Annotated in this window: 18 protein-coding genes; 7 read left to right on the plus strand and 11 right to left on the minus strand. The window is 37.0% G+C overall.

Features of this window, described 5'->3' with window-relative positions; genetic code table 11:
• Nucleotides 1-12: 12 nt before the first annotated feature.
• Nucleotides 13-879: a CheR family methyltransferase gene (locus V7138_RS13685; protein WP_335398228.1), complete on the plus strand. Its 867-nt coding sequence runs from the start codon at nucleotides 13-15 to the stop codon at nucleotides 877-879.
• A gap of 48 nt (nucleotides 880-927) precedes the next feature.
• Here the strand turns inward: V7138_RS13685 and V7138_RS13690 are convergent, their stop codons facing one another.
• The 3 genes from V7138_RS13690 to V7138_RS13700 all read right to left on the minus strand — a co-directional run bounded on the left by V7138_RS13690 (nucleotide 928) and on the right by V7138_RS13700 (nucleotide 3,079).
• Nucleotides 928-1,395, minus strand: a complete 468-nt coding sequence (locus V7138_RS13690; RefSeq protein WP_335398229.1) for a hypothetical protein — start codon at nucleotides 1,393-1,395, stop codon at nucleotides 928-930.
• A 121-nt stretch (nucleotides 1,396-1,516) separates the two neighbouring features.
• Nucleotides 1,517-2,152 (minus strand): hypothetical protein, encoded by a 636-nt coding sequence (locus V7138_RS13695; RefSeq protein WP_335398231.1) that lies wholly within the window; start codon nucleotides 2,150-2,152, stop codon nucleotides 1,517-1,519.
• Nucleotides 2,153-2,254: 102 nt separating this feature from the next.
• A complete protein-coding gene (locus V7138_RS13700; protein WP_335398233.1) occupies nucleotides 2,255-3,079 on the minus strand; it encodes an EcsC family protein in 825 nt (274 codons plus the stop codon).
• A gap of 284 nt (nucleotides 3,080-3,363) precedes the next feature.
• Here V7138_RS13700 and crcB (V7138_RS13705) point away from each other — a divergent pair, with 284 nt between their 5' ends.
• Both crcB (V7138_RS13705) and crcB (V7138_RS13710) read left to right on the plus strand, forming a co-directional pair.
• Complete coding sequence (gene crcB, locus V7138_RS13705) at nucleotides 3,364-3,747, plus strand: fluoride efflux transporter CrcB (protein ID WP_335398235.1); 384 nt, start codon at nucleotides 3,364-3,366, stop codon at nucleotides 3,745-3,747.
• Nucleotides 3,747-4,103 carry a fluoride efflux transporter CrcB gene (gene crcB, locus V7138_RS13710; protein WP_335398237.1) on the plus strand — a complete coding sequence of 119 codons (357 nt, stop codon included), beginning with the start codon at nucleotides 3,747-3,749 and terminating at the stop codon, nucleotides 4,101-4,103. The genes crcB (V7138_RS13705) and crcB (V7138_RS13710) overlap by 1 nt, the downstream gene beginning before the upstream one ends.
• Nucleotides 4,104-4,144: 41 nt before the next feature.
• Here the strand turns inward: crcB (V7138_RS13710) and V7138_RS13715 are convergent, their stop codons facing one another.
• From V7138_RS13715 to V7138_RS13725, 3 genes are all read right to left on the minus strand, one after another.
• Nucleotides 4,145-4,708: an FAD-dependent oxidoreductase gene (locus V7138_RS13715; protein ID WP_335398239.1), complete on the minus strand. Its 564-nt coding sequence runs from the start codon at nucleotides 4,706-4,708 to the stop codon at nucleotides 4,145-4,147.
• A 109-nt stretch (nucleotides 4,709-4,817) separates the two neighbouring features.
• Nucleotides 4,818-6,041, minus strand: coding sequence for an MFS transporter (locus V7138_RS13720; RefSeq protein ID WP_335398241.1), 1,224 nt, complete (start codon nucleotides 6,039-6,041; stop codon nucleotides 4,818-4,820).
• Nucleotides 6,042-6,058: 17 nt separating this feature from the next.
• Nucleotides 6,059-6,478 (minus strand): MarR family winged helix-turn-helix transcriptional regulator, encoded by a 420-nt coding sequence (locus V7138_RS13725; RefSeq protein WP_335398243.1) that lies wholly within the window; start codon nucleotides 6,476-6,478, stop codon nucleotides 6,059-6,061.
• 168 nt (nucleotides 6,479-6,646) lie between these two features.
• Between V7138_RS13725 and V7138_RS13730 the strand changes: the two genes are divergently transcribed.
• Nucleotides 6,647-7,393, plus strand: a complete 747-nt coding sequence (locus V7138_RS13730) for a GTP cyclohydrolase II (protein WP_335398245.1) — start codon at nucleotides 6,647-6,649, stop codon at nucleotides 7,391-7,393.
• 37 nt (nucleotides 7,394-7,430) lie between these two features.
• Here the strand turns inward: V7138_RS13730 and V7138_RS13735 are convergent, their stop codons facing one another.
• The 5 genes from V7138_RS13735 to V7138_RS13755 form a co-directional block, all read right to left on the minus strand.
• Nucleotides 7,431-7,799, minus strand: a complete 369-nt coding sequence (locus tag V7138_RS13735; protein WP_335398247.1) for a potassium channel family protein — start codon at nucleotides 7,797-7,799, stop codon at nucleotides 7,431-7,433.
• Between the two features lie 127 nt (nucleotides 7,800-7,926).
• On the minus strand, nucleotides 7,927-9,012 hold the full coding sequence (locus V7138_RS13740) for a hypothetical protein (protein ID WP_335398249.1): 1,086 nt from the start codon (nucleotides 9,010-9,012) through the stop codon (nucleotides 7,927-7,929).
• 18 nt (nucleotides 9,013-9,030) lie between these two features.
• A complete protein-coding gene (locus V7138_RS13745) occupies nucleotides 9,031-9,474 on the minus strand; it encodes a MarR family winged helix-turn-helix transcriptional regulator (RefSeq protein WP_335398251.1) in 444 nt (147 codons plus the stop codon).
• A 109-nt stretch (nucleotides 9,475-9,583) separates the two neighbouring features.
• Nucleotides 9,584-10,582, minus strand: coding sequence for an inorganic phosphate transporter (locus tag V7138_RS13750; RefSeq protein ID WP_335398253.1), 999 nt, complete (start codon nucleotides 10,580-10,582; stop codon nucleotides 9,584-9,586).
• Nucleotides 10,583-10,597: 15 nt separating this feature from the next.
• Complete coding sequence (locus V7138_RS13755; protein ID WP_335398255.1) at nucleotides 10,598-11,218, minus strand: DUF47 domain-containing protein; 621 nt, start codon at nucleotides 11,216-11,218, stop codon at nucleotides 10,598-10,600.
• A gap of 284 nt (nucleotides 11,219-11,502) precedes the next feature.
• On the opposite strand from V7138_RS13755, the gene V7138_RS13760 reads away from it, so the two are divergent.
• The 3 genes from V7138_RS13760 to V7138_RS13770 are packed head-to-tail and all read left to right on the plus strand — an operon-like array spanning nucleotide 11,503 to nucleotide 14,328.
• Nucleotides 11,503-12,246: a hypothetical protein gene (locus tag V7138_RS13760; RefSeq protein WP_335398257.1), complete on the plus strand. Its 744-nt coding sequence runs from the start codon at nucleotides 11,503-11,505 to the stop codon at nucleotides 12,244-12,246.
• The gene (locus tag V7138_RS13765; RefSeq protein ID WP_335398259.1) at nucleotides 12,239-13,312 is read left to right on the plus strand and encodes a DUF3419 family protein; all 1,074 of its coding nucleotides are present in this window, start codon (nucleotides 12,239-12,241) and stop codon (nucleotides 13,310-13,312) included. Before V7138_RS13760 ends, V7138_RS13765 begins: the two co-directional genes overlap by 8 nt.
• On the plus strand, nucleotides 13,309-14,328 hold the full coding sequence (locus V7138_RS13770) for a hypothetical protein (RefSeq protein ID WP_335398261.1): 1,020 nt from the start codon (nucleotides 13,309-13,311) through the stop codon (nucleotides 14,326-14,328). Before V7138_RS13765 ends, V7138_RS13770 begins: the two co-directional genes overlap by 4 nt.
• Nucleotides 14,329-14,334: the final 6 nt, after the last annotated feature.

A 14,334-nucleotide genomic window follows, 5' to 3' on the forward strand; every position in this document is an offset into this window, starting at 1 on the left:
ACCCTTAACCTCATGAATACTCTATATGATAACGAGTCAAACAGCATTGAAACAAGAGCTAGCTCTGATCTTGAGAAGATCGAAATTGAATTATTATTGCAAGGTCTTTACAAATGGTGTGGCTATGATTTTCGAAGTTATGCGTACAGTTCCATAAGAAGAAGAATTCTGCATCGTGTGGAGGCTGAAAAACTTACGAGTGTAACAGGGCTGCTTGAGAAAATTTTACATGATTCGGCTTGCTTGCGAAGATTGATAGCAGATTTCTCAATCAACGTAACTGAAATGTTCCGAGACCCGTTATTCTTTTTAGATTTTCGAGAAAAAGTCGTTCCTTTACTGCGGACCTACCCCTCAATTCGAATCTGGCATGCTGGCTGTTCAACGGGTGAAGAGGTTTATTCGATGGCAATTTTGCTTCTTGAAGAGGGATTATATGAGAAGACGAAGATCTATGCAACAGATATCAATGCGGATGTGTTAAAAGTAGCGAAATCTGGGAAATATCCATTAGAAAATATGAAAAAGTATACGAAAAATTATTTGCAATCTGGGGGACATAATGCTTTTTCCGATTATTATACAGTTACAGATAGTGGGGTAAAGTTCCATTCACATTTATCCAAAAATATTGTATTTGCTCAGCATAATCTTGTGACAGACCAATCATTCAATGAATTTCACGTGATATTGTGTAGAAATGTCCTTATTTATTTTAATAAGGAACTGCAAAAGAGAGTGCATCAATTGTTTTATGAAAGTCTGTCGATGTTCGGGATTCTAGGTCTAGGTGATAAAGAGACGATATACTATACCGACAAACAAGATTTTTACGAGGAAATAAGCACGAAACAAAAATTGTATAAAAAGGTAAAATAAATGGGAAAAGGTTGCTTTTTATGAAAAAGCAACCTTTTGATTATGTATTTACGCCATAGCATCATCTTTACCGAAGGCCAGGATTATCTTTCTTATGAGTAGTCCAAGCACAATCCCTGGAATGACACACAACATTGGGAAAAAAACAGGTCCAAACGTGATTCCAAAAAACATAGCTTTCGGTGCAACCATTAAACCGACCGTTACACAATATGCACAGAAGGCAAAAGGTAAAAAGGAATAAGGTGCCTTGCCCCCGCCAGCTTCTTTAAAAGCATCCCACATAGCAAAAAAGTAAAGACAGGGGTAAAACATGAGCCATCCATAGTCAATAGATGTGAGTGCTTGTTGGGTATTACCTAGGAAACTAAGCATGATTGCCTCATTAAAATTTGCAAAGGTATTGACCAAGAACTCTAAGAAAATAAAAGTAATTCCTTTCACATATTGTTTATTTAATAATTGTCCGAACCCCGGTAACGCAATGCTCCAAAAAATACGTTCAACTGCCTTCACATTCGTTTTATCCACCACTCTTCAGTTTCTATATACATATTTTCCTATATGTTACTGTTAATTATTCATTGAATTTCAAAGAATAAAGCACCTGTAAGATTAGGTGCTTTATTTTTAGTCATTACATATGCTCATTTGGTGGTGCTGGCATCCCATGGATGCTGGTTCTGTCAAAGGTTGAGTTGTCTGATGTTTGTTCTTGGAAAGATGGGTCTGCATATTGATCAGTCTGTTCATTCACTTCAGGTTGAGCCTGTGTCGGTTCAACTTCTTGCGAATTGGTGACAGCGGTTTGATTACGATCGTTTTGCTGAAAATAATTGGGTTGAGACGGGTTGGCTTGAAACTCATTATGTTCAAAATTTGTTGGATTTGTGTAGGTTGGTTGTGCGTTTTGAAATTGTTCTGGTGGACTGACACTGGTTTGTTGCTGCTGTGGAATGTCTTGGTATTGCTGAACATGACCAGAATTTTGATTTTGTTGTGGCATACTTTGTTGGTTTTGAGGTGGCTCGTTTTGATTTTGTAGTTGCTCAGCAACTTGTGTAAGTGCTTCCGCTGGTGTATCTGGAATTTTATCGAAAAATCCTTTTCCCTTATCAGGGTTAGAAATGATCCCTAGTGCGGCTAGAAAACCGATGATGGCTGTCACATACGTTTCCCACGTCGTTAAATCTATTTGCATACCTAAATCTTTTAACACCATATATAAAATCGATGCTAGAGAGACCCATAATCCGTAATTTTTCCATTTCATAACTTGATAACTCCTTTTTGTAGTCTCCTTGCATCATATTCGACTGTTGAAAAAAACGTGAAAAAAAGGGGGAGGTTGTACACCTTTAACTAAAAAAGGCCCCTATGATTGGGGCGTAGAGGATACTTGAGATTCATCTTGCAATCTTTCTAATATTCTTCTCTTGCGGTATAACATATTTCCAGTCTCGGTTAAATCTTGAATCATCGAGCGATTTGATATAGCTCCAAAAATAATCCCAGCGATTGGTATCATTTGAAAAAGCTTCTTCCAACCAAATTGATCGCGATACGTATATACAACTTCACGCCACCCTTGCAGTTGCGACATCATCTCATTTGAAGAACTTCTGCCGTGATAAAAGCTGGACAACTCCTTTAGTATCGCCTGCTTTCCAACAACATCTGCAGATGAAAATTGTAAGCATTTAATGATAAAGATCCGTTCATTTTTTTCATTAGGGTCAAATCCATGAATAATGGCTATTTCTTGGAGTGTTTTTAATGACATTCCAAGCAATGCAGGGATATCGACTGCAAGTGTAAAAATTCCGCCGATCCCTGTAGTTGCCCCTTGTAATGTTGCCACCTTTGTCCATTTTTCTGCATGCTCGTTGCTGGCTTCAATCATAGATTGAAGTGGCACTTGTGCAATATCTGAAATCTTTTCAATTGGAGTATTTGCTTTCCGTTCGACAAGGTGTAACATCGCTTTTTCCTGAATGAGATATTTTCCGCCGGTTTGAATATAGCTGCCAATTTCATCGAGTAGTAGCCCGATTTTTTCATGGATAAATTTTGGTGTCAGTTTATCCAGGATTTTGAAAGGGATTCGGCCAATTCGTTCCCAAAACCATAAACCCCCTTGGCTTTTTTCCCAGGCTTCTATCTTCGTTAATTCATTTTCAAGCAATTGTCTCGATTCCATTTGCATTCCTCTTTCTTTTTCATTCATATTGAGTATTACGTATATCGGTAAAAATAGTTTCAAAATTTTAATGACTAATCGTTAGAGTGTACACAAAAATGTCCTTGAACACCTTTAATCTCCAAAAAATAGGAGGATAATATTATACCAAGTTAATTCGAGTATCATGAACTTCTTAAAAACAGGAAACTAGTTCCACTCCAGACATTCAATTCAAATCACCAGACAATCCCTTTTATTAAATGGTATAATATTCTAACCATAAAATTAAGGGCAGTGATAGGATGAATGTACTTTTTGTTATGATTGGTGGGTTTCTTGGGGCGATAAGCCGCTATTCCCTTAGCGAATTGACTCCTGCCCCGAGTGGTTTTCCGTATGGAACCCTAGCCGTAAATTTAATTGGTTGTTTATGTTTAGGATGGTTATTAACCTTTATGGCTAATCAAAAAAACATAAATCCGAAAATATCGCTGTTGTTCGGCACCGGTTTTATTGGATCGTTCACAACATTTTCTACTTTTTCAGTTGAATTGGTTCATTTACTGGAAGAAGGAAATAGCATCCAGGCTGTTTTTTATGTCCTATTAAGCCTTTTTGTGGGAATCTTGCTTGCATTTGTTGGTTATCGTTTAGCTAACTTGCGAAAAATGGGTGAAGAATCTTGATGATATTAGTTGGAATTGGAGGGGCTGTGGGAGCAGCGAGCAGATACCTGGCAGGAATATGGATAGGCAAGATGACCGGAACTAAATTCCCATATCCAACCATGTTCATCAACATTGCAGGTTCATTTTTATTAGGAATTTTAACAGGTTTTAGGTTAACACAAAGCCTTGCGGAATGGAGCTGGTTGTTGTTAGGAGTAGGTTTTTGCGGAGCCTTTACCACGTTTTCAACTTTTGGTTATGAAGCTATTCAATTATTTCTTTCCAAACAATCTGTGAAAGCCTACCTCTACATAGCGGCATCGACCATTATATGTACCATTTTTGCTTTTATTGGTATTCAAATTATAATCTGAAAAAACCAGGTGTACGCAACGAACACCTGGTTTCGTATTCATTATTTTTTTAATACGTCATGGTCAACATAACGTTCGCCATTGATTTCACTGATGACATTAATGGCAACCTTAGCGCCGTCACCCGCAGTAATAATGGTGTGCACACTTACGCCTGCGCAAGTACCTGCAGCCCAAATGCCATCCACATTTGTTTTACCTGCTGCATCAACATCTAGAACAGTTTTAATACGCGGCTCAGTACCTTCTTTAGTCGCAACACCAGCTGCTGCTGCAACATCAGTTAAAGCTCCTGTTGCAAAGATAACGTATTTTCCTTCATATTCACCATTATCAGTGACAACCTTAAAACCATTTTCAGCTTTTTCAACAGAAGTAACCGCATGTTGAACAACCTCAGCACCAAACTTTGCTGCTTGTTTTTGCCCAATTTCCACCAAGTCCGGTCCTTCAATTTCCATTACGCCATAATGGTTTTCAACCCATGCGCGTTTCGTCATCCCTTTATCACTATCTAAAAGTAATGTTTTCTTCCCAGCTTTTGCAGTAAATAAAGCTGCACTCGCTCCTGCGGGTCCAGCACCGACGATAATTACATCAAACATATCAATCGCTCCTTATGTAGAATAGTATTCAATGCTAATTATACCCATTTACAGTTAACCAATCTAATTTTCTGCTTAAAAAAGGGGTAAGAAGGAAGCCCTTCTTACCCTACATTGTTTCAGAAGTCTGATTATAGGTTTGTTTTGTTTGAGCACGCAATTTCTTGTTTCGGTCATGAAGAAAATAATAAAGCACGATGCCGAACAGCACATAAAAACCACTAAAAAAATAAAACGTACCTAGCCCGATTTTTGCACTTAGAAGGCCGACAATAGATGATCCTAAACCGATTCCGGTATCATAGATGGATAAGAATGTAGCTGTTGCGGTACCTCTACGTCTTGGAGCGGCAGCTTGAACAGCAATGGTTTGGAAGCTTGGAAATAATGTTCCCCAACCTAACCCGATTAAAGCGGCAGCAATTAAAAACGTAAGGGATGTAGATGAAGTTCCGAGGAACAGCATTCCGATCGCAAATACCACAATCGATGGATAAACAATCTTGTTTGCCCCATATTGGTCAAACCATTTTCCAGTGAAAGGTCTAGACACGAGTAGTACGACAGCATATACCATGAAAAAGAAGCTTGAAACTTCTATTAACCCAATTTCCTGTGCATATACGGAAACGAAGGATAGGAGGGACGAGTATACAATCCCTAACAGTCCACCAACAATTGAGATTTTAATGGCTGGAACCTCAAAGAGATCCGCAAAAGACAGTTTTGTTTTTGCCACTTCTTGATGTGTTGGTTTTTCTGGTATTCTTGCAGGTACTTTTACAAAGTAACCTGTCAGTAATGCAAGGATGGCACAAATTGCCCCAACGATAAACACGCTATTCATTCCCGATTGATTCATGAGAGTTAAACCTAAAAATGGACCAATGACCATTGCTAGGTTGTTTGACATGATAAAATACCCCATTCCTTCACCTTTACGTGAATCTGGGATAATGTCTGCAATAATTCCTCCAGCAGCTGTTGTTGCCATTCCGAATCCAATACCGTGAAATAAACGTAAAAGTAAAACGGAATAAATGGATGGAGTGAAGAAATAAAAAAGCGATGAAATCATGAAAATAAGCAAGGAAATGGAAAGGACTTTCTTTCTTCCGATGGTATTAAGCCATTGCCCTGCAAATGGACGAATGATGATGGCGGAGAATAAAAATACTGTAATCATGAGTCCTGCTTCTAATTCGTTACCACCTAAATCATTTAACGTGTAAACCGGTAATGTAACCAATAAATAATAAAACGTTAAAAAAACAAAGAAGTTACTTAGAGAAAGATTGAGAAAATCTTTCGTCCAAAGCTTTTGTTTCCCCATATTGTCTCCTCCTGTAGTTATTTAGTAATCTGATGGAACCAATGGTTTAAAAGCTCTTGGAGCTGGTCCTGCGATTCTTTTGGAAAGTTCTTTACTAACCTTTCATTCATTTCAACCATGGCTTGTTCCCAATTTGGATACTCAGCCAACGCCTTTTCCGTCAATTCAATTTGTTTTGTACGCTTGTCTGTTCCTTGGACTTGTTTAACATATCCAAGCTTCACAAGCTTTTGAATGTTTCTTGTCATAGGTGGTGCTTCAATCGTTAAATAGTCACAAAGCTCAGATTGTGTTAAAGTCCCTTTTGTTTTTAAAACAAATAAAACGGACCACTGTGCGCTAAATAGTCCGAAGGGTTCTAATGTTTCATTCACATGTTTCGTAAGCTGACGCGACAATTGATGCACTGCGTGAAATACGTCATGACCTGTTTGCATCAAATCACCTCAATGCATAATTTTTCACAAATTAGTTACCTAGGTAACTATATCATCTTATTCGTTAAAAAAGCAAGTCGAAGGATTAAAACAATTTAGCACCTTATGGGATAATTCATTTACATAAATCAAAAACTAAACACAATTAACAATAGGGGGGACTTTTAAGTGATCGCAAAAGAAATTCTTTCTATTTTACAAGAGAAAATCCAGTTCATTGAAAGAGGAGATAAAGCCATATATTTAGTCGGACCTATCAAGCTTCCTGTAAATTTGGATGGGGAGACAGTTCTTTTCAATTGGTATTGTTGGCTTCTATGTGATGAAGTGACATTTGATACAAATCGAATTATTGAAAAACTTTCGTCGACTAACCTCGCAGAGAGGCAGCAATCTAGTGTTTTAGTCTATGGAGATTTTGAACATGCGGATGAGGCATTGATTCGGATGCACAGTATTTGTCACACAGGTGATATTTTCGGAAGTAAACGTTGTGATTGTGGATATCAACTCAAACAATCGATGAGGATTATTGTTGATCATGGTGCTGGGGCATTGTTTTACCTGGCTAACCATGAGGGGCGTGGAATTGGGTTATTCAGTAAGGCAATGGCTTATATTCTTCAGGAAAATGGCTTAGATACGGTTGAAGCGAATATTCAGCTAGGGTTTAAGGATGATGCCAGAAATTATGATGATGCCATTCGAGTATTGAAGACATTGAGGAGCAAACCTGTGTCATTGATAACGAATAATCCGAAAAAAATGAACGCTTTAAAGGATGCTGGAATGAATGTTTCGGAGCGGATGCCAATCTGGGGAGATGTCTCTGATTATAATCGAAAGTATTTACGGACAAAAGTAGAAAAAGCCGGACACTTAGTCGAAATGGCTCAAGACGAACAGCCATTCTGAAGAAAAATGAGCTAACCTAATCGAGGCTAGCTCATTTTTAATTATACGGAAAATTATCTCCTTCTGTATTTCGGAATGGAGGCAGAAATTGAATCACGATGACAACCGGTAATAAATAGCCAATGAGTGCTTCAGCAATTGCCACAGCCCTTGAGACTCCAAATGGAGTTACATCGCCATACCCCACCGATAAAAGCGTAATCGCACTAAAATATAAGGAGCGTGTCACGATATCAAGTGGTTGCTCTTGATGGGAATCAGACGCATAATGGTCGTGTACAGCACCTAGATCAAGTATGTCTAACAAAATATATATAATAGCAAATGTTAATAAAGTATTAAGATACACAACAATAAAGATCAGTGCTCGATACAGAGTCTTCCGTCGATGGATGAACGACTTCATCATACTCACATCCTTAAAGCTAAGCTTTCTATATATATATTACAAAAACCGTAGAATAGACTAGCCTCCGTTGATGCCTGCCAAAAAAATAAAACCCGGCTTACGTAGCCAGGTTGGGTTTAAAGCATTATGATTCATGAATTGTGTTTTTCTCTTGGACGTATTTACTTATTTCCTTTTCAAATGCATCTTTGTTATCAACGGTTATATAGAGCTTTGTCATTTCTTTTTTTAATCCAAATGGAAGGGTGGCTAAAGCAGGTTCTGTTAATTCAATTTCGAATTGTGGATCCTGTACAAAGAAGTCCGGTAACGTAATCGCAAAGCTTTGTTTTTCTCGCGTTCGTTCTTTTTTTTCTGTAATCGTTGGTTGAAATGATTGAATTGTTTTTAAATCAACTACAATTTCCCGTCTAATTCCAACCTGGGCAAAAAGCTTATCATCTTTTATAACAATTGGAGATAGACGCACTGCATGGTAGTCGGCAATGATCCATAGCAATGCATACACATCCAATGCCGTAAAAATCCAAGCTGCAGTAGGACTCCAGAAATGTGCGATTAAAAAGTGAACCCCAATGACCTCAATAACCATGGCATGGACAAGCATGATAAATAGTCCAAAATAACCTGAATTTGTGTGTATAGAAAATGAACGGATCTGATTTTTGTCCTCCCATTTTTTCTTCCAGGAAAAGAATCCATAATAGAATATTGAAAAATCATAAACGAGTATATCGATCAATTTTTTCTTTCCAAATGTACGATACATTGCATGTCGCATTGTAGAAGGGTAAAAATAATTGAATTCTTTATGCATGTTGTAATTTTGATGGAGGAAAGGAATTTTACGCAATAACATTACTGCAAGGAACAGCTCAATGGCAATAAAGAGACCTTCAAGTCCAAATATACCGTATTTAAAATATTCAAAGATAACTAAATCATGGTGTGGAACGATGATGTAAGCAAACCAAAAGCCACCGATTACAACGGGTAGAAGTGTAATTAAGGAAAGGCGGTTTCGAATCACAAATAGATAAAAAAAGAGTGGTAGGACGATTGTTAAATCAAACAGGGATGCAAGTATCAATGTATCAGTAACAGGCTCAAAAGGTTGAATGACCATAATGGTGTAGTTGGAACTAAGAACTAAAAGCGCAAGGGTTATAAAAATGTAAATGGATCTGTTCTTTTTTCTTGAATATGCCATTTGAAATCCCCCTTAATCCTATTGGTTGTCATCTGAAGTTGTAATAATCGTATGAAGCTTTTTCACAATGGTTTGGAACTGAATCATTTCCTCTTCTGTAAGCTTGGAGTAATATTTCTCCATAATTTTCTGATCAATTTTTTCACTTTCCTCATATAATTCAATCCCCTTGGAACCGAGTGAGATGAGAATTTCACGACGATTGTTCGGGTTAATTTCCCTTTTAATGTAATGTTCACTTTCTAATTTGTTTAGCAATTGACTGACTGCACTTGCTGAAATATTCATAAGCTGTGCTAATTCATTTACTGTCATGGTTCCTTCTTGATGAACATGATGGAGAACGATGGATTGTTTAGTGGTGATATCGTAGTGAAAAATCGATTCAAATTCCTTAAGTAGTAGAGAATTAACCTCATCAAGTAGAGTAAAAGTTTCCTTCATGTATGCTTTGAAATCCATGGTTAATCATCCTTTAAAGTTAATGTTTATAAATAGTTAAGCAACCTTAAATATATTATAAACTTAATCATTTATTCTGACAATAAAAAAAGGCGGCTTTTGCCACCTTTTAGAAAAATATATTAAGAATTTGGTAAATAATTGCTGCCAATGCCGCTGAAATTGGCAGTGTAATAATCCACGTAAGAACAATTTTTCGTGCTACACCCCATTTTACTCCTTTTACACGTTGGGCTGAACCAACACCCATGATTGCGGATGAGATGACATGGGTTGTACTAACGGGTAAATGGATGTAAGTGGCACCAAAAATAATCAAAGCAGAGGATAGGTCAGCAGCTGCCCCATTGATTGGACGGATTTTCATAATTTTACCACCGACTGTTTTAATGATTTTCCATCCACCGACTGATGTACCTAGCCCCATTGCGGTTGCTGCGGCAATTCTTACCCATAATGGAATATCAGTAGAGGTCGTAAAACCTCCAGCAATCAACGCCATTGTCATAATCCCCATCGCCTTTTGGGCATCATTTGTTCCATGGGTGAATGCCTGAAGGGCAGCTGTAAAAATTTGAAACGTCCTGAATCCCTTATTTGTTTTATATAGATTAGATTTTCGAAAAATGACCTTAAAAAGGCTCATCATCAGAAAACCAACCGCTAATGCAATAAAAGGTGAAATAAGGAGTGCCTGTAAAATCTTTAAAAAACCGCCGTAATTCAAGATTCCAAACCCTGCAGCAGAGATTGCTGCACCTGCAATGGACCCAATTAAAGCATGAGAGGAACTACTTGGAATCCCATAGTACCATGTGATTAAATTCCATGCGATAGCAGCAATTAAGGCAGCCAATATTGCAACAGTTCCATTTTCAATCGTAAAAGGATCTACAATATCTTTTGTGATTGTTTTTGCAACACCGGTAAATGTAATGGCACCGATAAAATTCATTGACGCTGCCAGCACGATTGCTACTCTTGGCTTTAGTGCCTTCGTTGAAACACTGGTCGCAATCGCATTTGCGGTATCATGAAAACCGTTGATGAAGTCAAATGCTAAGGCAAAGATAATAATTAAAATTGTTAATAAAAATAACGTATCCATTAATAAGATTCTCCCCTATGCATTTCTCATAATAATCGTATCCAGCGTATCCGCGACATCCTCGCAGTAGTCCGAAATGCCTTCAAGAATCTCATAAATTTCTTTTAGTTGGATAATCTTTATTGGGTCCTTTTCAGTTTGGAAAAGCTGTTTGATTGATACCCTTAAGAGTTCATCACATTGTGACTCGTAATCATTTATTTTAATCCCATGTTTACGCATATCTAATAACTTCTTATTTGAAAGAAGTTCGATCGCATGATAAATCTCAATCGTACATTTATGAATTAAGTCAGCGTACGTAGTCATGTATTCGTCTGTATCTGTTAAAGAATACATTTCAAAACGTGCTGAACATTGCTCCATTCCATCTAATACATCATCCATTTTCATCGCTAACTGAAGGATATCCTCACGCTCAATCGGAGTGATAAAAGATTTATTAAGTTCAGTGATTAAGCCATGAATGATATCATCGCCTTTTCTCTCGAAGTCTTTCATTTCACTTGAAAACTCTTTTAAATCACTTACATTTTTTATTTTAAATTGTACAAAATAGTCAGCGGCCTCTTTTACATTTGCCGAGATTGATGTAAGTGCCTCAAAAAAAATATCTTTTTTCTTTTTTTCGAACATAAATTTGTTCCTCCAATAATGAGAATTATAAACACAAAGTAGATTTTCGCCTAAATTTGTCGAATTTACAATGGGAAATTTACAAAGTTTACAAAAATGTAATATAAAATTAACTGGTGTTTTTGTGAAAAATACAACTGTATTTCAGAAGTGTATATATTAATTAGGTCATTTTATTATTTATAAGAAATATAGGAAATATACTTGAAATTTAACTGGAATAGTGTAAAATTACACTAAATGGTAAAAGTGTAATTTTACACTGATGATTGGTTGGTGCGAAGATGACAAGTCTGAATATTGAAAGATTTGCTACAAAGAAATTATTTATAAGACAGAAGGAAGAAATGTTATCGCTCTCACAGCGTGTAAGTAAAATCGGTGAAGAGTACCTCCTTTCGAGATTTGAAATATACGATCAAGTTATTTGTTTAAGAAGGAATCAGAAGCTTTTTGCCTTTCAACTTGTTCAAACCTTTGAAATGAATAATGAGAGGTTTGTATACTTTGGTCCTTTGTTTTCGAGAATGAGTTGTTTTCTTGATCTTTTTATGGAATATCTTCAAGTGATCATGGAAGAGAATCAAGGCAAAAAAATCCATATGCTCGCTGAAATAGAGAATCCAGAGGTATTGTTGCTTTTTAAAGCACTATTTGAGGATTGTGCTTATCCAAAATTCAAGGGCAATGAGGTTCCAGAGGAGATCAAGCGTGATATTTTCATGTATGGTAAGAGACTTTCCCATATTCATCGGCTTGATGTTGACAGGATGACTACCATTTCAAAGGATTCACTTTACCAATATCGGCCAACTCATTCTGTAATAGAGAAATGGCTTCAATCCAGAAAAATCAATTTTTCACAAGGAATGAATCTCGTTTTGTATTCGTCTGTACCATCCGAACCTATTTCGCGCAAAGCATTTATACTTCAGCTAGAACGCGGAAGAAGCCGAGTGGCTAATTGGAAGGAAGGGAAAAAAGAAGTGCTAGCTCTATTTGAAGGGGGGAGTGTAAGTCATGTCTAAAATCTATTTTTCGCAAATTAGAGAGGATAGTTTAGTAGAAAGGGAGATTTCTAAGATTGCTAAACCAAAAAAAGTTCTTGTAATCGGTTCAGGAGGATGTACGACATTTTCTATCCTACATGACTCAGTTGAAGAAATCCTCTGTGTCGATGTAAATCCTGCACAATGTGCTTTAATTGAGCTAAAAAAGACGGCCATTCTCCATTTGTCACGTAAAGATTTTCTCGCTTTCATAGGTGAAGCCCCTTGTGATAACCGCTCAGAAATGTATGGAGCACTAGCAAATCATTTACCTGATTATGCGAGGAGTTATTGGCAACAGCATCTTCATGAAATTGAAATGGGTGTCAATCACTGTGGTGTAAATGAACGCTTTTATAAATTCATTGGGGAAAATATTAGCCGAAATATCTATGATGCATCCATTTGGAAAGAATTATTTTCTGCGAGTAGTCTCAAAGAGCAGCATGAGTTCTATGAAAAGTATTTGACGACATCTGAATGGAAAACAGCTGCAAAAATACTTTTAAGTAAAACAACACATCTCCAATTTTTCCCGAGCTTTATGTTTGCAAATGCCAGAGAAAATGATTTTGCTGAATTCTTTTTGAAACAGTTTGAGAAAGAAGTGAAAACAAAGCTTTTACGCTACAATTACTTTTTAACCCAGATTTTGTTTTCTTCGTATTTGAACGAGCAAGAAGAGGGAGTTCCGTTTTATTTATCTAAGGAAGGGTATGAAGCTGCAAAAAGAAATAGTAGTAAACTGTCGATTCATCCTTTAAGTATTCAAGAGCTTTTAAGTAAGGAGCATTCAATTGATGCTTTTTACTTATCGAATGTATTTGATTGGACAGATATGAAGGGAAAGGAAGCGATTTGCAACGGAATTATTCAGGCAAAATCCGGTAAAGCTGTCGTTTTGTTTCGAAATATGCTCAGTACGAGTCAATTGCCAGACTTTTTTACGAAACAATTCATTTATGATGAGGAGCTTTCAATACGTTGTGAAGAAATGGAACGATCGATGTTATACCAAAAAATAACAGTTGGGCATTGTGTATGACCTATGAATTGGTGGAGCTAAATACAACCCATAATCTACAATTACTCAAATTAAGTGAGGCAACAAATACAGGGAGCGAACTCTTCTATGTTGACCGATCTCCCCATTTTTTTAGCTTGTCGGAAGAATTTGGAGTAACAAGGCATTTTGGTTTGTTTAAGGGAAATGAATTAATCGGCTGTGTTGCTGTGAGTGAGCAAAAGCGGGTGCTTAATGAAAGTTGCGAAGGAGTCTATTATTTGAATGACCTTAGAATACATCCTGACTATCATCGTACGCTAGCCTTTTACCGTTTAGGTAAACAATTATTAACCTATTATCAAAACGAAGGAACCGTGAAATGGATGTTTTCCACCGTTCTTGATAGCAACACAAACAAGGGAACCATGACAAAAGGATATGGTCTCCTTCCTGGTGGAATCGAAATCGGCAGAACCGTTCATATTGGCGCACCAATGTTTATGAAGTATCGGAGCAGCCGTCTGAATATATCCGAAATGGACGGAGAAGAAGCATGGGGGATATATCAAAAAATGGCGAGGCTTCAACCATTTGCTGTTTGCAGTAAACAAATGTTTTTAAAAGAGAATGGTGAGTTCTTCGTTATAAGAGATGAGAACTTGGATGATGTTGCCATTTGCAAGCTTGTGGACCAATCAAATTCACGGAAGCTCAGACTTTCTAGGAAACTTCCTTTTTTGTTTAAAATAGTGAATTTGTTTTGTAGGATCGCAGATTGTTCAACCCTTCCAAATCAAGGGGAGGAATTTCGGCATGGTTATATGGCGTTTTTTGTTGCAAGGGAAAATCCACAATACTATCGGAAAGAATTTATTTCTTATCTACAAAACAAGTATAAGCAAAAGTACAGCTATTTGTTTTTTGGAGTTTCGCCTAAGGAGGCTCATTGTTTTAAGAGCAATCCATTTTTTATAAAACTTTCATCAACGACGTTTGCATACGGAGATATTCCAGCAAATCTTACAATGGATACACATGAATTAATACTTATATAGGGGGAT

It is taken from the genome of Bacillus sp. JJ1533 (genome assembly GCF_036965045.1).
GTDB lineage: Bacteria > Bacillota > Bacilli > Bacillales > Bacillaceae_L > Ferdinandcohnia.